The 21,363-nt window shown below is 50.0% G+C and carries 19 protein-coding genes; 11 read left to right on the forward strand and 8 right to left on the reverse strand.

Going from position 1 to position 21,363, the window contains the following annotated elements:
* Nucleotides 1-20 precede the first annotated feature (20 nt).
* The gene (locus Abci_RS11795; RefSeq protein ID WP_048839352.1) at nucleotides 21-1,538 is read right to left on the reverse strand and encodes a succinate CoA transferase; all 1,518 of its coding nucleotides are present in this window, start codon (nucleotides 1,536-1,538) and stop codon (nucleotides 21-23) included.
* 287 nt (nucleotides 1,539-1,825) lie between these two features.
* On the opposite strand from Abci_RS11795, the gene Abci_RS11800 reads away from it, so the two are divergent.
* From Abci_RS11800 to Abci_RS11815, 4 genes are all read left to right on the forward strand, one after another.
* Complete coding sequence (locus Abci_RS11800) at nucleotides 1,826-2,569, forward strand: metallophosphoesterase (protein ID WP_048839431.1); 744 nt, start codon at nucleotides 1,826-1,828, stop codon at nucleotides 2,567-2,569.
* Between the two features lie 51 nt (nucleotides 2,570-2,620).
* Nucleotides 2,621-2,944 (forward strand): chorismate mutase, encoded by a 324-nt coding sequence (locus Abci_RS11805; protein ID WP_048839432.1) that lies wholly within the window; start codon nucleotides 2,621-2,623, stop codon nucleotides 2,942-2,944.
* Nucleotides 2,941-3,468, forward strand: coding sequence for a SixA phosphatase family protein (locus Abci_RS11810; RefSeq protein WP_048839353.1), 528 nt, complete (start codon nucleotides 2,941-2,943; stop codon nucleotides 3,466-3,468). Before Abci_RS11805 ends, Abci_RS11810 begins: the two co-directional genes overlap by 4 nt.
* 151 nt (nucleotides 3,469-3,619) lie before the next feature.
* Complete coding sequence (locus Abci_RS11815; RefSeq protein WP_048839354.1) at nucleotides 3,620-4,930, forward strand: citrate synthase; 1,311 nt, start codon at nucleotides 3,620-3,622, stop codon at nucleotides 4,928-4,930.
* A gap of 31 nt (nucleotides 4,931-4,961) precedes the next feature.
* On the opposite strand, the gene Abci_RS11820 is transcribed toward Abci_RS11815, so the two are convergent.
* Together Abci_RS11820 and Abci_RS11825 are read right to left on the reverse strand one after the other, a co-directional pair.
* Entirely contained in the window at nucleotides 4,962-5,351 is a 390-nt protein-coding gene (locus tag Abci_RS11820; protein WP_048839355.1) for a hypothetical protein, read from the reverse strand.
* Between the two features lie 98 nt (nucleotides 5,352-5,449).
* On the reverse strand, nucleotides 5,450-5,689 hold the full coding sequence (locus Abci_RS11825) for a hypothetical protein (RefSeq protein WP_048839356.1): 240 nt from the start codon (nucleotides 5,687-5,689) through the stop codon (nucleotides 5,450-5,452).
* Nucleotides 5,690-6,106: 417 nt separating this feature from the next.
* Between Abci_RS11825 and Abci_RS11830 the strand changes: the two genes are divergently transcribed.
* Together Abci_RS11830 and Abci_RS11835 are read left to right on the forward strand one after the other, a co-directional pair.
* The gene (locus Abci_RS11830) at nucleotides 6,107-6,859 is read left to right on the forward strand and encodes an orotate phosphoribosyltransferase (protein ID WP_048839357.1); all 753 of its coding nucleotides are present in this window, start codon (nucleotides 6,107-6,109) and stop codon (nucleotides 6,857-6,859) included.
* Between the two features lie 11 nt (nucleotides 6,860-6,870).
* On the forward strand, nucleotides 6,871-7,734 hold the full coding sequence (locus Abci_RS11835) for a glutamate racemase (RefSeq protein ID WP_048839358.1): 864 nt from the start codon (nucleotides 6,871-6,873) through the stop codon (nucleotides 7,732-7,734).
* Between the two features lie 91 nt (nucleotides 7,735-7,825).
* Here Abci_RS11835 and Abci_RS11840 read toward each other — a convergent pair whose 3' ends face one another.
* Nucleotides 7,826-8,896: a polyprenyl synthetase family protein gene (locus Abci_RS11840; protein ID WP_048839433.1), complete on the reverse strand. Its 1,071-nt coding sequence runs from the start codon at nucleotides 8,894-8,896 to the stop codon at nucleotides 7,826-7,828.
* Nucleotides 8,897-9,010: 114 nt separating this feature from the next.
* Between Abci_RS11840 and Abci_RS11845 the strand changes: the two genes are divergently transcribed.
* Nucleotides 9,011-9,802 carry a tRNA1(Val) (adenine(37)-N6)-methyltransferase gene (locus Abci_RS11845; RefSeq protein WP_048839359.1) on the forward strand — a complete coding sequence of 264 codons (792 nt, stop codon included), beginning with the start codon at nucleotides 9,011-9,013 and terminating at the stop codon, nucleotides 9,800-9,802.
* A gap of 65 nt (nucleotides 9,803-9,867) precedes the next feature.
* Here Abci_RS11845 and Abci_RS11850 read toward each other — a convergent pair whose 3' ends face one another.
* The 3 genes from Abci_RS11850 to Abci_RS11860 all read right to left on the reverse strand — a co-directional run bounded on the left by Abci_RS11850 (nucleotide 9,868) and on the right by Abci_RS11860 (nucleotide 14,065).
* On the reverse strand, nucleotides 9,868-10,884 hold the full coding sequence (locus tag Abci_RS11850; protein ID WP_048839360.1) for a ribonucleotide-diphosphate reductase subunit beta: 1,017 nt from the start codon (nucleotides 10,882-10,884) through the stop codon (nucleotides 9,868-9,870).
* 64 nt (nucleotides 10,885-10,948) lie between these two features.
* Nucleotides 10,949-12,883, reverse strand: coding sequence for a ribonucleoside-diphosphate reductase subunit alpha (locus Abci_RS11855; protein WP_048839361.1), 1,935 nt, complete (start codon nucleotides 12,881-12,883; stop codon nucleotides 10,949-10,951).
* Between the two features lie 201 nt (nucleotides 12,884-13,084).
* A complete protein-coding gene (locus Abci_RS11860; RefSeq protein ID WP_048839362.1) occupies nucleotides 13,085-14,065 on the reverse strand; it encodes a Gfo/Idh/MocA family protein in 981 nt (326 codons plus the stop codon).
* A gap of 302 nt (nucleotides 14,066-14,367) precedes the next feature.
* On the opposite strand from Abci_RS11860, the gene secD reads away from it, so the two are divergent.
* The 4 genes from secD to Abci_RS11880 all read left to right on the forward strand — a co-directional run bounded on the left by secD (nucleotide 14,368) and on the right by Abci_RS11880 (nucleotide 20,252).
* Nucleotides 14,368-15,933, forward strand: coding sequence for a protein translocase subunit SecD (gene secD, locus Abci_RS11865; RefSeq protein ID WP_181015851.1), 1,566 nt, complete (start codon nucleotides 14,368-14,370; stop codon nucleotides 15,931-15,933).
* 14 nt (nucleotides 15,934-15,947) lie between these two features.
* Nucleotides 15,948-16,862 carry a protein translocase subunit SecF gene (secF, locus tag Abci_RS11870; RefSeq protein ID WP_048839364.1) on the forward strand — a complete coding sequence of 305 codons (915 nt, stop codon included), beginning with the start codon at nucleotides 15,948-15,950 and terminating at the stop codon, nucleotides 16,860-16,862.
* 110 nt (nucleotides 16,863-16,972) lie between these two features.
* Entirely contained in the window at nucleotides 16,973-19,018 is a 2,046-nt protein-coding gene (locus Abci_RS11875; protein WP_158319792.1) for a glycosyltransferase family 61 protein, read from the forward strand.
* A 127-nt stretch (nucleotides 19,019-19,145) separates the two neighbouring features.
* Nucleotides 19,146-20,252: a glycosyltransferase family 2 protein gene (locus Abci_RS11880; protein WP_048839366.1), complete on the forward strand. Its 1,107-nt coding sequence runs from the start codon at nucleotides 19,146-19,148 to the stop codon at nucleotides 20,250-20,252.
* A gap of 37 nt (nucleotides 20,253-20,289) precedes the next feature.
* Here the strand turns inward: Abci_RS11880 and Abci_RS11885 are convergent, their stop codons facing one another.
* Nucleotides 20,290-21,354, reverse strand: a complete 1,065-nt coding sequence (locus Abci_RS11885; protein ID WP_146806745.1) for a hypothetical protein — start codon at nucleotides 21,352-21,354, stop codon at nucleotides 20,290-20,292.
* Between the last annotated feature and the right edge of the window lie 9 nt (nucleotides 21,355-21,363).

The following is a 21,363-nucleotide window of genomic DNA, read 5'->3' on the forward strand; positions in this document are numbered from 1 at the left end:
TTGCTTTGCCGGAAGATGGCTCAGCTTTGCAACATGCTGCCTGTTTCCACAAAGCGCTGATGCCAGCTCAGGGCTTCGTTCAACAGATGGGGTGTGTGCTTGCCAAAGGAATGCTTCAGCGCACGATCAAGATAATCCTGCAATTGCGGGCGATAATCCGGATGCGCGCACTTTGCGATAATCACTTCTGCACGTTTAACCGGGGAAAGCCCGCGTAGATCGGCCAAACCCTGCTCGGTCACAAATATCTGCGTGTCCTGCATAATGTGGTCAACGTGGGCTGCCATTGGCACGATGGCAGAAATCTTGCCCCCTTTGGCCGTTGACGGAGACAGGAAGATGGACAGGTAGGAGTTACGGGCAAAATCGCCAGATCCTCCAATACCGTTCATCATTTTGGACCCCATGACGCGGGTTGAATTCACGTTCCCGTAAATATCAGCCTCAATCATGCCGTTCATGGCAATACAGCCCAATTGGCGGATAATGCCTGCGCTGTTGCTGACATCCTGCTGACGCAGAATGATCTTGTTACGGAAGAAATCCATCCGGTTATTGATTTCTTCGGCTGCATCCGGGCTGAGGGAAAAGGACGTGGCCGATGCCATGCGCATACGGCCGGAATCCAGCATGGCCAACATGCCGTCCTGAATGACCTCACTATAGCCCAGCAGATTTTCAAACGGCCCTTCGTTCAGGCCATCCAGCACGGCATTGGCTACGTTGCCCACGCCGGATTGCAGCGGCAGCAAGGAAGGCGGCAGGCGGCCCTGCTTCACTTCATGGCCAAAGAAATCGAGCAGATGCCCTGCAATGGCTTTGGCAGCCGCATCCGGTGCAGCAAACGGCGCATTCCGGTCACGGTCATTAGTTTTAACAATGGCGACAATCTTATTAGGGTCCACCTTCAGGGAGTGGCCACCAATACGACCATCAGCCTTGTTAAGTGGGATGATGTCCCGGCCCGGCGCGCCACTGACATTGCCGTCCCAGATATCATGGATCCCTTCAAGGCCTGGATGCTGCCATTCATTGACCTCGATAATCACCTTGTCCGCAATATCCAGAAATGTCTGGGAATTGCCGACAGAAGATGTGGGGATAATGCCGCCATCTTCGGTAATGGCCGTTGCCTCGATCAGGGCAACGTCAAACTTGCCGTAGTTACCCTGCACGGCGCGGCTGGCAACCTGACCAAGGTGGTTGTCAAAGTAATCCGTTTCGTTCTCGTTAATCCGGTTGCGCATACCGGCATCGGTATTGAACGGTGAGCGGAAGGACACGCCATTAACACGTGCCAGCTCTCCATCCAGCTGAGGGCCGGTTGAAGCGCCTGTAATCAGGCTGATGCGGTATTCCTGCCCTTTGGCGTGGGCCTTTTCCATCAGGCCTGCCAGCGCTTCTGGCACAGCCTTAGGGTAACCTGCACCAGTAAAGCCACTGGCCCCTACAATGTCTCCGGGGCGGATCAGTTCGGCTGCTGCTTCTGCCGGGCGAACCTTGTTCAGAAAAGAGGTATTGCGAATGCGCTCTGCCATGAAGAGGCTTCCTGTTCTTGTTCAAATCGTTCTGAAAAAGCAGAACCAACGGACTAATGGCTGGCCTTATATCGTGTCTGGCCTTTGGCTACAGCCCTCTGTTTCCTGGCTTTTTCAAACCGGCTCCAAATGGGGCCGGGGTGCGCACACACGTTAGGCAGAAAAAAGGCCGTCTGGCCTGTCACATGCTTGTGCATGATGCTTTTACACAAAAAATTGCGCTCCGCCCCTTTTCTGCACGTATGCGGGAAGCCTACATGGAAGGAAGGATTGGTGGACAAACACAGATGGACAGAGGCTTCCTGCTTGACGAAAACGTGAAAAACGCGCTGCGGAAAGGACTCCGCATCGTGGGCGATGTGCATGGAGACCTACAGGCCTTCCGGCACGCCATCGCAACAGATCGTTTTATCATCCAACTGGGTGACCTGGTGGATTACGGCCCTGATAGTGCAGGCGTTCTGCGCGCCATGATGCAGGTTATGCAGGAAGGGCGCGGCCTTTTTCTCATTGGCAATCATGATCGCAAGCTTGGTCGTGCCCTGATGGGCCGCAAACTACGGCCCGACCCACCGCTGGAAGCAACGCTCAGCCAGCTTTACCGCCCTGAGAATCAGGATGTCCTCCACACCATCCTTCCCTATCTTGAAGCCGCCCCGGCGTGGATTGTTCTGGGCCGCAAAGTGTTTGTGCATGGCGCATTTGATGTGCGGATGCTCATGGAGCCGCCGCCGCCAGCTCTGGGCCGTGTAACTTTTCTTCTGTCCCGCGCACTGTTTGGAGAAACCACCAACCGTGTGCAGAAAGATGGCTACCCGGAGCGGTGCCTCAACTGGGTCAACCATATCCCCACAGGCTACACCGTTTACTGCGGCCATGATCAACGCTCTACCAACGGCTGCCCCTTGACCATTCCGGGCCGCACCGGGGGAGAGGCCATTTTTACCGATACAGGCGCAGGCAAAGGTGGGCACCTGGCATGGCTGGACCTTCCGCCGGATTTTATGGAAGAATTTTCTATTGCTCTGTAAGCCAGCATGGCAGAACATTCTTACCGTTACCCCATGATAAAGAGACATAGAATAACCGTGACAGACCAGCCTTCCCCCATTGACGCCCTTCAGGACCTGCGCCGCAGTATTGATAATATTGATGCCGCTCTTGTGGCCATGCTGGCGGAACGTTTCCGTTGCACCAAAGCTGTGGGCGCTCTCAAGGCGCGTTATGGCATGCCACCGGCAGACCCGGCGCGGGAGACGCGGCAGATTACCCGCCTGCGTACACTGGCAGAGGACGCCCATCTGGACCCGGATTTTGCAGAAAAATTCCTCAACTTCATTATCCATGAAGTCATCCGGCACCATGAGGCCATTGCCAAACAGTCCGCCGAGACTCCTGCAAAATGAACGGCACCCTGCTGCTGCTTAGGCACGCCGAGGCCGCAAGCCCTCCTATGGGGGATTTCAGCGAAACAGCAGACCGCGCGCGGCCCCTTACCGCAGCAGGACAGGCCACGGCCCAGCGTTGTGGCCTCTGGCTCAGGCAGAAAGGGCTCTCGCCAGACTATGTCTTGTGCAGCCCTGCCCTCCGTACCCGGCAGACACTTGCGGGACTTTTGCCTTTTCTCAGGCCTTTGATCACGGAACCGGTTTTTTGCCCTGATATTTACGAAGCACCGCCAGAAGCCCTGCTGGCACAAATACAAAAAGCCCCGCTACAGGCACGCTCTGTTTTACTGGTAGGGCACAATCCGGGTATTTCCGCTCTGGCCCGTAAGCTTGACCCGACCGCCATGGAACTTGATCAGGGATTCGCCACCGGGTCCATTGGCCAGTTTACGGCTTGGGGTGCTGAGGGCAGCACACACGCTCCAGATTGGTCCATATGTGATAATCATAACCTGACTTTAGACACATTCTCGCGACCCTAAAGCCGAAAACGGCAGTTTTCTGCCTTTTAGCTTTTGAGATAACGTGCGGTTTATCGGCAGCCTCCTTCCGGTTTCGTATGAGATCAGAGACAACAGCCCAACAGCAGGCCGCATAAAGGTTCTGCCGTCTTATTATGCAGAAGGAAGTATCATGAGCACGTTGCAGAACGAAGGTAAGCAGGCCACTGCCACTATTTCGCTCAATGGCAAAACTGCCGAATTCCCTGTTCTCACCGGCACTCTGGGCCAGGATGTTGTTGATATTCGTAAATTGCCGGCAGAACTAGGCGTCTTCACGTTCGATCCCGGATACGGCGAAACAGCGTCATGCAATAGCAAAATCACCTTTATTGATGGGGATAAAGGTGTCCTTCTGCACCGGGGCTACCCCATTGCTCAGCTTGCCGAGCATGCGTCCTATGAAGAAGTCATTTATCTTCTGTTGAACGGTGAGCTGCCCAATAACAGTGAGGCAGAAACCTTCAACAGAACCCTGACCAACCATACTCTGCTGCACGAGCAGATCCGCAATTTCTTCAATGGCTTCCGGCGGGATGCACACCCGATGGCCATTCTGTGCGGAACGGTGGGCGCTCTCTCCGCCTTCTACCCGGATGCAGGTGATATTGCCGTCAAAGCGCACCGTGACCTCGCAGCCATGCGCCTGATTGCCAAAATCCCGACCATTGCAGCTTGGGCCTATAAGTATACTCAGGGTGAGGCCTTCATTTATCCCCGCAACGACCTGAACTACGCGGAAAATCTGCTTTCCATGATGTTCGCGCGGGTGTCCGAACCTTATAAAATCAACCCTGTTCTGGCACGCGCCATGAACCGCATCCTGATTTTGCATGCGGACCATGAGCAGAATGCCTCAACATCCACTGTTCGGCTCGCAGGCTCCACTGGCGCTAATCCCTTTGCCTGCATTGCTGCTGGTATTGCTGCACTTTGGGGCCCCGCTCACGGCGGTGCGAACGAAGCTGTCCTGAAAATGCTGGACACCATCGGCACCAAGGAAAACATTCCTGACTTCATCAGCAAGGTGAAAGACAAAAACAGCGGCGTGAAGCTCATGGGCTTTGGTCACCGCGTTTATAAGAACTTTGACCCACGCGCCAAGATCATGCAGCAGACCTGCCACGAAGTTCTTGAAGAACTTGGCATTAAAGATGATCCGTTGCTTGATCTGGCAATCGAACTCGAAAAAATCGCCATTAATGACGAGTATTTCGTACAGCGTAAGCTTTACCCGAATGTTGATTTCTATTCCGGTATTATCCTCAAAGCCATGGGCATCCCAACAAGCATGTTTACCGTGCTGTTTGCCGTTGCCCGCACCACAGGTTGGGTAAGCCAGTGGAAAGAAATGATTGAGGAACCCGGCCAGCGCATCAGCCGCCCGCGGCAAATTTACACCGGGGCTGCAGAACGCGACTTTAAACCGGCTGACAAACGGTAACCTGACTTAGGGGAGCTTAGACTCCCCTTTTTTATTCCACTTGTTCGGTCTGCCTGTGCACAGCACGCTGTTGTTGAGGTCGAGCACGCACCATCAAAAACGGTCCAGACCAATTACCAGGAATGGACCATACGCCACTAATCTCGGTAGAATCGCTATTAACCTGACCGGTATAGTGAACTGTATGTGTGCGGGTAGCGCTCTCATAGCGTTTGAGGAAATGGACAGTTGCGCCGTCATGCTGCCCGTTGACATAGGCCAAAAACACGCCCGATACATCTGCCTGATTAACTGCTTTTTCTGTGATGGTACCGGATAACATTCCGGCTTGTTCAAGCAGGCTGGCCGTAAAAAATTCTGCCTGAAAGGTTCGGGGGTAACTAAACTGCCCCTGCCATAACCCACTCAGATTTTGCGTCATGTTTGCTACTCTGAAGACGAAAAAAAGCCAGACTGGCTATAACACCATCTGGCTCCGTAGCGCACCCTGAAATGGCAAGTGGGTAAACGGGCTCGCCTTTAGTCGCAGTCGCACCCTTTTGTCGGGCCATCAGACTTGCGGACAACGTGATGATCAATCCACTCAGACACTAAGCGCCGCGCTTCATTCAAAGACGCTTCCGGGTGATGAATACGGTAGAGCGTTGTGCAGGCGTGAAAAGCGGTCATATCTTCTGTGCCCACCTCACGCAGCTCCTGATACGCTGTAATGACAGCTCGCTCGCACTTACGGGCGATCCGACTTAGTTCAGCAGCCACAGCACATATTCCTCAATTAATAATCAATCTCATTAGCGATGATTAAACGCCAGAAAGCACACCGAAGCAAGCAACAAACTAACGCATACCTATCACAACTTCTTTTTCGTGTTGTTTTTGCCATAGTCTTCATAGCTTTAAACGACACCCCATGCCGCCCTGATACTTTTACAGCTTAAAGATCACTTCACATCCGACTCCCACGGTGCCGCTGTCTGCGTTTGCGCTGCATAATATAAAGCCACGATGTTTACCCCCACATACCCTCGACGTACGTCTTTATAGACGCCAGAAACGCTACAAACGCAGCATTTGTGATTTCTTGCTCGGTTCAAGCACGATGAGGCATGGATTTTCCCTGCGCCGGAGGGTATGCCAAAGCCAATTCCAACCGCCATTTCGCCAAGGATGTGCTTCATGACGTCACCCGCAAATCTTGCAGCCCCCCATACCACCCACAGCAGTGACTGGGACCACGATGCGGCGCTGACCACAGCACGCCTGTTGCTGGAAATCAAAGCCGTCAACTTCCGCCCGGAAGACCCCTACACCCTGACATCCGGCTGGAAGTCACCTGTTTATATTGATTGCCGCCGCATTATCTTCTTCCCGCGTGCGCGCGCCAAGATTGTCGAGCTGGGTGTGGAGAAAATTGGTCGCCATGTCGGCTATGAAAGCCTTGATGCCATTGTAGGCGGTGAAACTGCCGGTATTCCGTTTGCCGCCTGGATGGCAGACCGCATGCTGCTGCCCATGGCCTATGTTCGTAAAAAGCCTAAAGGCTTTGGCCGCAATGCACAGATTGAAGGTGATGTGCCAGAAGGCATGCGCACCCTGCTGGTTGAAGACCTGACAACCGATGGCGCGTCCAAAGTCCGGTTTGCCAACGCCCTGCGCGATGCAGGCGCGCTTATAAACCATGCGTTTGTCGTGTTTTATTACGGCGTGTTCCCTGGCGCACACCGCACCCTTACCGACATGAATGTTGCATTGCACTCCCTGTGCACATGGTGGGATGTGCTGGAAGTCTGCTCCACCCGCCCTTATTTCTCTGAATCGGCTGCGGCTGAAGTCCGCCGCTTCCTTGAAGACCCCTGTGCATGGTCTGCGCGCCACGGCGGCGTTGGCAGCCTTGAAGAAGCCGCAGCCTACAAGGCCAAACAGGGCTAAGCCAGCACACCATGACAGAGCCCGTACAGTCTGCCCCCCACCATGTCCTGGCATTTGATTCCGGGATAGGTGGCCTCGGCATTGTGCGGGCCCTGCGTACTCTTAAGCCTGATCTCCATATTGATTATCTGGCTGACACAGCCGTTTTTCCTTACGGTGAGCAGGCAGATGCCTTCCTGATCGAGCGCATTGTCTCGCTTCTGTCTCAGGCTATCAGGCGCTTACGGCCGCAAGCGGTCGTTGTGGCGTGCAATACAGCCAGCACTCTGGCGCTGGATGCCTTGCGCGCCGCTTGGCCGGACATGCCTTTTATTGGCTGCGTCCCCCCCATTCGTTGGGCTGCGCGCATAACGCGCAGTCAGGTTATTGGCCTGCTGGCAACCCGCGCCACCATCCGCCGCCCTTACCTCACCCACCTACACTCGCTCTACGCCCCAAACTGTACCCTTATTGCCCATGCGGCTCCCGGGCTCGCAGCGCTGGCAGAATGTGCTTTCAGGGAAGAACCAATCCCAGCAGATGCCATCCCAAAAGAAGTCTTCGGCCTTTTTGAGCGCGATACGCAGGGCCTGATGGATACGGTGGGGTTAGGCTGCACACATTATACCTTCGTGCTAGACCAACTCCGCGCTTTATCACCCCCGCACATAACCTGGCTGGACCCTGCTGACGCGGTGGCCCGCCATACCCTTACGTGCCTTGAAGATCTGCTCGGCAAAACGGAAACAGTTCTGCCGCCCCGCGCATGGTTTACGGCAATGCCTGAGCGCAGTGAAGCTCTGGCCGCACGTCTGCCTGCTTTTGGGTTTGAGGCCATTACTCTGTGGGCATCAGGCGCTGAGCACACCCGTTTCCATCCACAGATGTATGGCTGAATCACGCCTTAGTATTCAGTCGTCAACCATATAAAAAAGGCCAGACCTTGTGGGTCTGACCTTTTCTTACCTTCACCAGTGAGCAAACAGCCTAGCTGGCCCGACTGGCCGAATAACTTGCTGTCTCAATGAGCAAGGACTTGATTTCACAGTCTGCAAATACACTCAAAGCATCGCGTGCCTTGGCTGCATAATCTTCTGCTTTTGCCATGGTCACGGCAATTGCATTTGTTTCAGCAATGCGCTGGAGCGCTGCGTCCAGATCTTCCGGCGTCTGCTCGGACTCTTCAATCACGCGGCGCCAGAATACGCGGTCTTCCTCGCTACCGGCTTCATAAGCAGCCAGCACAGGCAAGGTAACCTTCCCTTCCCGGAAGTCATCGCCCACTTCCTTGCCCAGCACAGCCTGATCCGCTGCGTAATCAAGCGCGTCATCAACAAGCTGGAAAGCCATACCAAGGTTGGCACCATAAACACGCAGGGCTTCCCGCTTATCAGCAGAAATTTCACCAATCACAGCACCGGATTCACAGGCAGCAGCAAAGAGCGCTGCGGTTTTGCCGTAAATCACCTGTAAATATTGGTCGACCGAGGTCGAAAGATCGTTCTGGGTGGTCATTTGCATGACCTCACCTTCTGCAAGGGTCGCAGAAGCTGCCGAAAGAATGGCCATCACATCCAGCGAGGCATCAGCCGTCAAAATCTGGAAGGCTCTGGCAAACAGAAAATCCCCCACCAGAACGGAGGCCTTGTTGCCAAAAATGGCATTGGCACTGGCAAGACCGCGGCGGAGCTGGCTTTCATCCACCACATCGTCATGCAGCAGGGTGGCTGTGTGAATGAATTCTACACAGGCGGCAATTTCAACATGCCGCAGCTTACCATCCTGATTGTCATAACCGCACAACCGGGCTGAGGCCAATGTCAGCAAAGGCCGCAGGCGCTTGCCTCCCGCAGCGACAAGGTGCGCCGCAAGTTGCGGAATAAGCGCAACCGGGCTTTGCATACGATCAATAATAACCTGATTACATGCACGCATATCCGGCGCGAGATAATCGGCAAGGGCTTTTAAGCCCGCTTCTCCTGGCTTACTCACAGAAACACTAGATCCATCCTGGCTTGTGGCCGTGCCGATCTCCGGCTGACTAACTGCAATACCCAAACGCTTTCCCCCAGCCATGGGATGAGTTGACGTCCCTTCATATGCGGGGCACCAGAAAAACGGTCAAGCATCAACCACTTCAAGACAGCCAGACTGTTCTGGTCAAGGGCGGGTATGTCCGAACTTCCTTCACTCTCTACCGGTACACTTATGGCCGGAAAAATTCGCTACGACCAGTTTATTTCTGGTAACAGAACCGGCCTCGAACCTGTTCTCATGGCTGCCAGCATTCCCGCCAAAGCTGGCCAACGTGTGGCCGAAATCGGCTGTGGTGCGGGGGCTGGCCTCTTATGCCTCAGTCAACGCATATCAGGGCTGTCCCTCTGGGGTATAGAAGTTGATGCCCCAAGCCTCGCTCTCGCGCAGCACAATCTGGACGCGAACCAGCGCACAGAAGTCACACTGCTAAATTGTTTCTTTCCCGATGACCTGCCACCCGATGTTCCGTTTGGCCGTTTCGACCATTGTTTTGCGAATCCGCCCTGGCACGCCAGCAGTGGCACGCCCTCTCCGCTATCTCGCCGGGATCTGGCGCGGCGGGCCTTGCCTGATACTCTTGAGAGCTGGGTAAAGGGCTGTACGCGCCTGTTACGCTACAAGGGAACACTCACGCTTATTCTACCAGCCGACCTGCTGGCTGATGCCTGTAATGCGCTGGCACAGAATCGTTTTGGCGGCACCACCCTCTGCCCTCTCTGGCCCAAAACCGGGCGAGAGGCGCGGCTGATGCTTCTTCAAAGCCGCTACTGTGTGCGGAGCCCATCGCGCATTGTGCCCGGAGTGGTGCTGCACGAAGCAGATGGGAGCTTTACCCCTGAAAGCCGCCTGATTTTAAAAGACGGTCAGGCTTTGGCTCTGGGGCCTAAACAGCAGGGCATGACGCGCTCCCCCGTCCCACACGGCTGACGCACAAAAGGCCACCCCATGCCGGGTGGCCTTTTATTTTAAGCACCAGAACTACGCAGCAGCGTTTATTCGAAAATAGAGGCTTCGAAGGCTTCTTCCCACGTTCCGGAAGTTGAAGCGCGGCTATATTCAGTGGCACGATTTTCAAAGAAGTTGGTGTGTTCCACCGCATTCAGCATGTCATCCAGCCACGGCAGCGGGTTGGTCGTCGTGTTGTACAGCGGTTCCAACCCAAGCTGAATAAGCCGACGATCTGCAATAAAGTGAATATAGGTTTTCACCTGTGCAGCGTCCAAGCCTTCTACTGCGCCCATTTCAAAGGCCAGATCAATGAACGCTTCTTCGTGCTCTACAATGGTGGCGCAAATTTCACGCAACTCATTCTGAAGCCTGTCCGTCCAGATTTCCGGGTTTTCATGCACAAACACCCGGAAGAGGCGGATAACTGACAGGCAGTGCAGTGTTTCATCACGCACGGACCACGACACAATCTGCCCCATGCCCTTCAGTTTATTGAAGCGCGGGAAGTTCAGCAGAATGGCGAAAGAGGCAAAAAGCTGTAGCCCTTCCGTAAACGCCCCAAAGGCTGCCAGAGTCTTGGCGATCTCATGCTTGCTATCAACCGAGAAGCCCTGCATGTAATCGTATTTATCCTTCATTTCCTTATACTTAAGGAATGCAGAATATTCTTCTTCCGGCATGCCCAGCGTATCAAGCAGGTGGCTGTAGGCGGCAATGTGGATGGTTTCGATATTGGAGAACGCTGAGAGCATCATCAGCACTTCAGTGGGTTTGAACACCCGGCTGTAGTGCTTCATGTAACAGTTGTTCACCTCAACATCAGACTGTGTGAAGAAGCGGAAAATCTGGGTTACCAGATGCCGTTCCGTATCGTTCAGAACACGGTGCCAGTCCTTTACGTCGTCAGCCAGCGGCACTTCTTCCGGAAGCCAGTGCAAGCGCTGCTGCGTCAGCCAGGCATCATAAGCCCATGGGTAACGAAACGGCTTATAAACAGGGTTGGAGGTCAGCAGGTCAAACCGCTGTTCCTGTTCGTTGGTGCCGGTCTTGGCGTCGCTCATGGTGGCGTCCTTCACAGAAAGGAATAATCTTTGAAAATCAAGAAAATGCAGCCTTTTCCTCCCATCACTGGCAGGAAAGGCACTCATCATAATCCGTGCTGGCGGCGGTAGGTGGCACCACCACGGCGGCACGTTGCGCATCTTCAGCCGCAAGTACGTCCGCTGCGGTCAACACGTTACTGACAGTGTCAGCGCGCTGAATGGACAGAGAGCGGCAATAGTACAGAGACTTGATGCCTTTTTTCCATGCCATGTAGTGGATCTGGTGCAGATCACGCTTATGCACATCCGCAGGCAGGAAGATATTGATGGACTGCGCCTGACAGATGAACGGCTGACGGTCGGCCGCGTGTTCTATAATCCAGCGCTGGTCGAGCTCAAACGCTGTTTTATAAACATCTTTTTCATCCTGCGTCAGGAAGTCCAGAGCCTGCACACTCCCCTTGTTCAGGGTGATGTGAGACCAAACCTCATCCGTGTCCTTCCCCTTTTGCTGCAGAAGCTTCTGCAAATGCCGGTTCCGGACGGTAAAGGAGCCGGAAAGTGTTTTCTGCAAGAACACATTGGCTGCAATCGGCTCAATACCCGGGCTGGCATTACCGGCAATGATGGAGATGGACGCCGTGGGCGCAATGGCCATCTTGTTGGAAAAGCGCTCATGCACACCGTATTCAGCGGCATCCGGGCACGCGCCACGCAGGTCAGCCAGCTTACGGGACGCCGCGTCTGCCTGCTCACGAATATGCTGGAAGATCTTCTTGTTCCAGACCTTCGCCATAACGCTTTCAAATGGCAGGTTCTTGGCTTGCAGGAAGGAATGGAAGCCCATAACCCCCATGCCCACAGAGCGCTCACGCATGGCAGCGTAAGCCGCCTTCTCCATTTCTGCCGGGGCGCGGTCAATAAAGTCCTGCAACACGTTGTCCAGGAAGAGCATCACGTCTTCAATGAACTGTGGATTATCTTTCCACTCGTCCCATGTTTCCAGGTTCAGGGATGACAGGCAGCATACCGCGGTCCGCTGCTTACCGTGATGGTCAATACCCGTCGGGAGTGTAATTTCCGCGCACAGGTTAGAGGTCTTGACCTCCAGCCCAGCCAGCTTGTGGTGCTCCGGACGTGCGTTGTTCACGTGGTCCGAATAAACAATGTAAGGCTCGCCCTGCTCCATACGTGCGGTCAGTATCCGGATCCACAGTGCGCGCGCTGAGACCTTACGGATAACCGAATTATCTTTCGGAGATAGCAGGGCCCATTCTTCGTCCGCCTCTACAGCCCGCATAAAGGCATCAGAGACCAAAATACCGTGATGGAGGTTGAGCGCCTTACGGTTTGGGTCCCCACCGGTAGGACGACGGATTTCGACAAATTCTTCAATCTCTGGGTGCCAGACGGGCAGATAAACTGCTGCGGAGCCACGACGCAGGGATCCCTGGCTGATCGCCAGCGTCAGGCTATCCATCACGCGGATAAAGGGGATCACGCCGGATGTCTTGCCGTTACGGCCCACGTTTTCGCCAATGGACCGCAGGTTACCCCAGTAGGACCCGATGCCGCCGCCCCGGCTGGCCAGCCAGACGTTCTCGTTCCACAGCCCCACAATGCCATCAAGGCTGTCACTGGCTTCGTTCAGGAAGCAGGAAATGGGCAGACCACGTGTGGTCCCGCCATTGGACAGCACCGGCGTGGCTGGCATGAACCAATGCTGGCTCATATAATCATAAATACGCTGTGCGTGGCCTGCATCTGCCCCGTAATAGGACGCTACGCGCCCAAACAGGTCCTGATAGCTCTCATCCGGCAGCAGATAGCGGTTATCCAGCGTGGCTTTGCCAAAAGGCGTCAGCAACGCATCACGCTTGCGGTTAACCCTGACCTGATAATGCCCGGGCAACTGCACCATGTCTTCCAGCTGCTCTGGCGCAAACATATCGCAAGTCCCCGAGATACGGGGGTCGGAGGAACGGCTTTCATTTTCCTGAACGTCGACCAGACTCATGGATCATTTGCTCCGCTTGCGATTAGCATTATCTTGCAGGGTTGTGGGCGGCCTTGAGAGACACACCATATGTCGCGCTTTTGCGCTAAACGCTCCCCTATATCTAGTGATTTTTTTTGCCTTAACCCACCAAAAAATACTTGCCTTCTGAATTTGCGGCAGTTTTCAGCGATCATAAAATATTTCAGGCCGGAATTTTTTTTATGGCGTACGAATCAGGCCCGAGAGTTCCATGCGGCGGCGCGTGGTCTCTATCCCTTCCGCCACGGCAAGAGCGGCCTCAAGAGCGCGACGCCCTGCCCGGGCATCTACCATCACAGGGGCACCATCAAGACAGGCTGCCACAAAGGCCTCATGCTCCGCATACAGCGAATCACTGTCCTTCCATGAGATCGCTTCCCGCTTGAATCCCCCTGTGCCCGGCAAGGGCAGCCCGCGCTCACGGCCAATCATCGTCAGTTCACGCTTGCCGAAATCAGCCGAGAGATATCCTTCTTCAGAAAACAGGCGCATCCGGCGCTCCGTCTTCAGGGAAATACGGCTTGCCGTAATGGTGGCAACGCAGCCGTTCTCAAACCGTACGCGGGCGTTGGCAATATCCTCATGGGCAGAGCTTACCGCAGCGCCCAGAGCATCCACCTGCGCAATGGGGCTGTCCACAATTGCCAGCACCAGATCGAGGTCATGGATCATGAGGTCAAGAATAACAGACACATCCGTGCCACGCGGCTTGAAGGGCGCAATACGCGTAGCCTCAATATAGAGTGGCCGTGTAATCCGCTGCGTAATGGCCTTATGCTCAGCTGAATACCGCAGCAGGTGACCGACCTGACAAACCAACCCGGTTTCTTCAGCCAGCGTGACCAGAAAATCAGCCTGCTCCAGCGTTGCCGCCACAGGTTTTTCTATCAGCACATGCTTGCCAGCCCTCAGGGCCTGCACCGCCAGATCAAAATGAAATTCTGCTGGGGCTGCCACCACGACAGCATCACAAACAGCCAGCAGGTCCTCAACCGCGCTGAACACAGGGCACCCTGCCTCTCCAGCCACCTCGGCAGCGCGGCGGCTGTCAGGGTCGAACAGACCGACCAGAGTCTCACGCGCCACGTCACGTATCTTCAACGTGTGGTAGCGCCCAAAATGTCCGGCTCCAATAACGCCCACGCGTAAACTGGTCTGCATGCTGTGTCTCCGCTCTCTGCCCTGGTGGCTTTAGTTTGTGCAGCGGTAGCAGGCCTTGGGCCAAACCCAAAGGGTGCTCCGGGCAAAGTCAGCCTCCTGAGCCAAATTTCTTGCCATAAGCCCTATTTTTTCCAAAACCGCCCAGAATGGCTAAATTTAGCCATTTTTAGCGCATTGCAGGTGATGCACAGCCGCCACTTTCCAAAACGTAATGCCTGAGGGGCTCAACCTTATGGGTCTGGGCTGTTGCATCCCGCGCACGGTAGCGGCATGTTCCGGGCGACAAAAACCGATTAATTCAGGTGAGAATGTATTACAGCCGCCTCAAGATGGCCTCGGTACTGGGTGTATGCCTATTAGGTCTGCTACTTTGCCTGCCCAATGGCCTGCGCAACCCCTTCCCGTCCATGCCCTGGCGGCAAATCCACCTGGGGCTGGATTTGCGCGGCGGGTCTTATCTCCTCATGCAGGTGGACCTGAAAAGCCTGACGCATGACCGTCTGCAATCTCTGGCAGACAGTACGCGTGAAAGCTTGATCAAGGCGCAGCTTGGCTACCGTAATATTGTGACGGATGCCAACAAAGCCTCGCTCTCCTTCACACCCCGTACGCCAGATGAGGCGGACGCAGACATTGCTGTTTTGCAAAAGCTGCCACAGACCATTCCGCACGAATTTGCGGTTCAGAAGCAGGCTGACGGTAGCATTGCCCTGACCTTGGCGCCGGAAGCCATCACCGCCCGCGCACGGGACGCCATTACACAGTCCATCGAAATTGTGCGCCGACGTATTGACGCAACCGGTGCCGTAGACCCGGAAATTACCCGCCAGGGTGATGACCGTATTGTCGTTGAACTGCCCGGCGTCAGTGACCCAGAGCGCATTAAGAGTCTGCTTGGCACAACCGCAAAGATGACGTTCCGGTTGGTTGACTCAAACCCTCTGCATACCTCAGCGCCCCCACCGGGCGTCAGCCTCGTGCCCATGTCCAACCCGGCAGAAGGCAGCCCACTGCCAGTTTATGATCATGTGGATGTTGACGGCACGGACCTGACCAATGCGGGTGCTGCCGTTGATTCCCAGACCGGCGAATGGGCTGTTTCCTTCTCGTTCGACTCAGTAGGCACGCACGCCTTCTCAACCATAACGCAAGCCAATGTGGGCAAACGTTTTGCCATTGTGCTTGATAACAAGGTTATTGAGGCACCGGTCATCCGCACCCCCATCACGGGTGGCAGAGGTCAGATCACGGGTGGTTTTGATGCACAGCGCGCAACGGACCTTGCTCTTCTGCTCCGTGCTGGTGCTTTGCCTGCCCCGCTTGCTGTCGTGGAACAACGCACCATTGGCCCGTCACTCGGCGCAGATTCCATCCGGGCCGGCATACTCAGCCTTGCCTGCGGGTTGGTGCTGGTCATCATTTTCATGGCACTGTTTTATGGGCGCTTTGGCTGGTACGCCAACATTGCCCTGGTGGCCAACCTGATCCTGATGATTGCCATTCTCTCCCTGTTTGAAGCGACACTCACTCTACCCGGCATGGCGGGGATGCTGCTCACTCTGGGCATGGCCGTGGACGCAAATATTCTCATTAATGAGCGTATCCGTGAAGAAGTGGCGCAAGGCCGTACAGCACTGGCAGCCCTGCAGGCGGGTTTTGAGCGTGCTACGTCAACCATTATCGATAGTAATGCCACGGCCCTGCTGGCTCACGTCATGCTGTTTGTGTTTGGCACGGGCCCGGTACGCGGCTTCGCACTGACCATTACAATTGGCATTGCCACCACGCTGTTCACTACTCTCCTTCTTTCCCGACTGCTTATGGTCCGCTGGTATGCGCGTACACGCCCATCCAGCCTTCCTGTCTGAAGACGAGGCGCATCATGTTTGGACGTCCCCTCCTGCGCTTTGTTCGCAAGGATACCCACATCAACTTCATGCGTGGGCGCTTTGTCGGGCTTATGACCTCGGCTGTGCTATCACTCGCTTCCATCGGGCTGTTTTTCTATCCGGGCCTTACCTTGGGCCTGGATTTTCGGGGCGGCATTGTTGTTGAAGCCAAGACATCTGGCCCGGCGGATTTTGCCAAAATCCGCTCAACATTGGCAGCACATCACATCGACCATGCGTCCCTCCAGGCCTTTGGCGCACCGGACGATGTGCTGATCCGACTGGAAGCCGGAGACAAACAGGCAACCAACGATGTTGTCGACACCGTGCGCCACGCGGTTGCCGAAGCCCAACCTGGCTCAACCGTTCTGCGAGCCGACGCTGTAGGAGCATCTGTTTCTTCCGAACTGTTCCGAAACGGGATGCTTGCTCTCGGCCTCAGCTTGGCAATGATTTTGGCTTACATCTGGTTCCGGTTTGAAAAAGAATTTGCCATCAGTGCGGTTATCACACTCATTCTGGACCTTACCAAAACTGTTGGCTTTCTGGTCATAACCGGCTTTGAATTTGACCTCGTTATGGTCGCAGCCATTCTGACCATCTTAGGCTATTCCACCAACGATAAAGTGGTTGTGTACGATCGGGTACGTGAAAACCTGCGCAAATACCGCACAATGCCACTACGTGAATTGATTGACCTGTCAATCAATGAAACACTGAACCGCACCTTGGGCACATCCTCCACAGTGTTCCTCGCAGCCCTGCCCCTGGCCTTGTTCGGCGGCTCCACATTGTCCGGCTTTGCCTGGACCATGCTGTTTGGTATTGTAGTTGGGACATCTTCTTCTATCTTTATCGCTGCACCGCTTTTATTATTTATGAAAAAAGAGACTTCAAACAAACACTAACATGCCTAAAAATCTAGATTACTTCAATCATATCTCACGATATCCCTTTAACGTATTTAAAGAAAACAGTATACAGAATTACAAAGCGTTCCATGATAGGGGTCGACCAAATGATTATACCTTCTCCACTTCTCCCCTTTAAGGGAGCAAATTTTTATAGTTTGCCTGAAGTTTCAACTTTTAAGGATGCCATATATGAATGTGGATTGGGCCATTTTGATGGACTAAGTGGTCTTTTCACTAAAGAAGGTTATTTGATCAACCAAGCTGCGTTTTTTCACCATCATCCATCTGAAACGAAAGGACAACCGTCCTGGATCAATCCACAGTCAGCAAAAACGTATCCAGTTATAGAAACGGCTATTTTTGCGGGACATCTCCACGAGCAATATGGTCATTATATTACTGAATTCTTATCAAGAATATGGTTCTTAAAAAAATTAAACATAAAAGCTCCTATTTTAGTTCGTAGCTTTAAAGATTTAAATGAAATTTTTTCTTATCAATGGGCTAGGGATTTATTCTCATTATTGGGATTAGAAAAAAAGGATTTCCTGTGCCCTGATTCACCCCTTCGAATAAAGGAACTTCTTGTTCCTGATGCATTGTTTGCTGAACAAGGATATTGCTATCAACATATGGCTGAGTTCTGCCATGAGCTAGGAGACATGGCTTTATCGCATCTTTCAGAAGAGACAATAACAAAAAATAAAAATATCTATTTGTCTCGTTCAGACCTTATTTGTGGAACCATAAAAATTGATAACGAAAAAGAGTTTGAAAATGAATTGAGTAAATTAGGTTTTCTCATACTTCACCCTGAAAAACTATCTATATACGAACAAATTTCACTTTTCAGAAATAATAATATTGTCGTTGGTGTCTTGGGGTCGGCATTCCATACTTCTATTTTTACCCCCGCGCCAGAAGGCGTTGCCATTAACATGAAAGATTTCCCTGATATTAATTATTTAGCCATGGATGGAATCAACTCATCTCGTATAGATTACGTAGTCTACGATGGGCTTGCCCCCTCCACAGCTCCTGATTACAATTTTTATGCTACAAAAACGATTAGGAAACCTCATCAAGCAGCTTCAGATATTTATGAATTTGTTTCGAAGAAACGTGAGAAATTTTTTATCCCCAATATGGGAAAACGTAGCACAGGTTATGAAGTAAATTCTAGATTTTACAAAATCAAAACACGCGAAAATTATTATGTGAAAATTGATAGTCGGACAGGCAACGTCTGTGTTGACGAAAATAAATTCACACATGATGCTGTGTTGTTTGAGTTAGACAAAAAATATAATTTTCTTTTATCTAACCATGAAAATATAACAAATGTCTCCTTAATGGGGGTTGCTCATTCAGGTCCAGCTTTGTCCCTAACTGTGTTTCACAATACGGATGGCAAAATTTCTCTTTATGATCCAAACTTAGACAAGTACGTTTGCTCTCTCCCTAGAGATCAAGGAGGTCACTTAAAGTGTGATGCAAAAAAAATACTTCCTTGGGAAATATATTCTTTAGAAAAAATTGAAAAAAAAGAAATATCAAATTCTGTTGATATTATTTGTTCAATTATTGCTCTTGTCTTCTCTAACGAATCATGGGGCAATGCGGATTACTATATAAACAAATACAGAGATATATTTTGTTACGTATATTATTTGAAGAATAATAACATCAATGAAAATATGCTAAACTATTCTTCTAAAATCAATGGCTATTTAGCTATATCCTCACGAAACAATACTATTTTACAAGGAAAAATAATTACCCACCGTGGTGCTATTGGTGACGTAAAGACGAACGATTTAATCGACACCGGGCAAACTTTTCAGAGTTCCATTGAAGGCATCAATATCACTACTTTTGATACTAATTATACTCTAAAGTATACAGTGTTCGTAAAAGATGAATCTTGGTCTGAGTGGACCTCTGAAGGTGAGTTTGCAGGCACCACTGGTGCAGGAAAAACTTTATCTGGCTATTCTGCAAAACTTTTCGATAAAAATGGTCAAGAAATTTCCATAGTGTGTCACGCAAAATTCATGAATGATGACAAAATTTACTCTTATGCTGGGGGAAGTTTGTTTACTTCGCCGCATGTGAGCGATCTAATTGGCATAAGCATTTGCTTTGCTTAGTTGGTCTGACAACTGTGAGAGAGCTATCGCTTCCTCACAGTTTTTCTATATATAATACTTAACGTCTGCCTCCTTTTATTATAATGGTATGCAAGACTTGCAAGAAATCTTTACGTAAGGAAACACAATGTTAGATATTCGTTGTATTGCTATGCAAAAAAATGAAGGAAAAAATTTAGAAGCTTGGATAAAATACCATGCATATTTATTCGGAATCGAAAATATATATATATTGGATAACGGATCTGATGATGAAGAAACCATCTTAATATTAGAAAAATTCGAAATGATAGGTTGTAATGTCGACAAACAATACACTGGAAGTAATGCTTTTGAGAGTAAAGGTAACATAATAAATGAGATTATTAGAGCATGGGACGAACAAGATACTTACGATTTCGCTATTCCATTAGATGTTGATGAATTTATTATATTGTTTGATGAAAATTTAAGTTGCAGGAAAAAGAAAATTCACGACTATTTTCTTTACTTAAAAAAAACCAAACAAGATCAAGCCTTTATTATGCAAAATATGCTATTAAATATTCCTAATGAACCTGGTTTTTTCTATCCGGCAACAGTTCCCAAATGTTTTTTCCGGAAAAATACAATTGGGCTGTTAGATCATGGCTTTCATCATCCAATTGCCAAACATTCGAATACCCCTTATTATACCCAATTAGGTTACGTGCATTTACATAATAAACCATTCGATAAATTAATAAATTCTGCTACGCGAAAATTATCCCACTTAGTTAATTTAGATGATAAAGAGAGTTTAAAAAATTATTCAGGGCATGGTGAACATTTGGTAAAATACTTTTTCATGACAAAAAAAGATTATGAAAAATTATATACAGAAAAAGGTAATATTTATTTCCCTTCTATAATGAAAATTTTTGAACTCTTGTCTGTTGATATAAAATCAATTTTTGGAAATAATTTCACGAATATAGAGCTACCAAAATTACAAACATTTTTCATTAGATATCCATCTGTGGACAATGATACTCTGTATTATTTTGGATTTTTTAATAAATATCAGTATCTAAATAGAAACCATGACATTAAAAATGCAAATATCGATCCATTAATGCATTTTTGTTCTTTAGGATATAAAGAATATAGACCCCTTAATGATAGCGATTCTAAAATTGCATTAGAAAAATCAGATACTAACACAAATAATTTTAGATTAATAGAAAAAGAAATTAGACACTTAAATTTTTATTGATCTAAACAGACCCTAATTTCATGAGGTTAGGGTCTGTTTATCTTTCTAATACTTCTATGGAAAATTGTGGCTCTGTATTTATTGGAGCTTTGTCAAATCTATCTCCACTAGGAACGATAGCATCCACTATACAATCACCCTCTTCAATTTTTAGAAACTTTTCCTTTGATGGGGATGGTATACTTGCTACGACACTTGAGTTTCCATAGCTTGATAAAGAGACTTTCTGCAGTAATAATGACGTACTCCAGAATGCTGAAGAAGGATTTTTCTGACTAAAAGTTCCTGTTTTATCATTCCAAAAAAATAAAGAACCTTGGTGGTTTGGAAATGCTTTTTGACAGCTATTTTTTGTATAAACCATAATATAATGGCTTATCTGCCAATTACCTTCTGGTTTACTTCTATACTTTTCATCTGACTCTGTCGTAGCAGACACATTTCCATACAAATTTAATAGCCAACCAGGATGTAATTTTCCATTTTTAGAAACTGGTATAACACTGTATGCATTTAAGGTAGGAGTTCTATAATTATTAGAAGAAACTACAAATTCTCCACCTAATCCAACTAGTGATATTTTTTTTACTTTTGAATTTTTTTCAGCATATCGGTATTTTATTTTTATTTTTTGTGCCATTTTATATTTTTTATTTGAAAAATCACTGCCATCCAAAACAGAAAAAATGCAACTGCCTTTCTTAACTTTCAAAGGAATGTCTTCATTAAAAAAATAATCTATTGATGTGTATTTTTTTCCTGAATAAGCCTGTTTTATTATATTTGAAACAATACCTTCATGATGATATTTTTCAAATATTTCATTGTATCCCATACTTTCTTCTGCTTCTTTCGGACAGTTATCATTACCTGACAGGTAAAGAGAAAACAAAGTTTCAGAATGCCCTCGTTTTTCGACAACAGACCTAGGTAATGTAACTGTTGAAATATACATATTAATACTATGAATATAAATTAAAGAATCTTCATCAAACTTTATTATTGGAAACATATTTTTTTTAGAAAAATCTAAGCTTTTTTTTGTGTATATAATGCGTTTTTCTTTTTTAGCATATACGCCTGCACTTGCTGTGCAAAACAAAAGCGGAAT

It is taken from the genome of Acetobacter cibinongensis (assembly GCF_000963925.1).
GTDB classification, from domain to species: Bacteria; Pseudomonadota; Alphaproteobacteria; order Acetobacterales; family Acetobacteraceae; genus Acetobacter; species Acetobacter cibinongensis.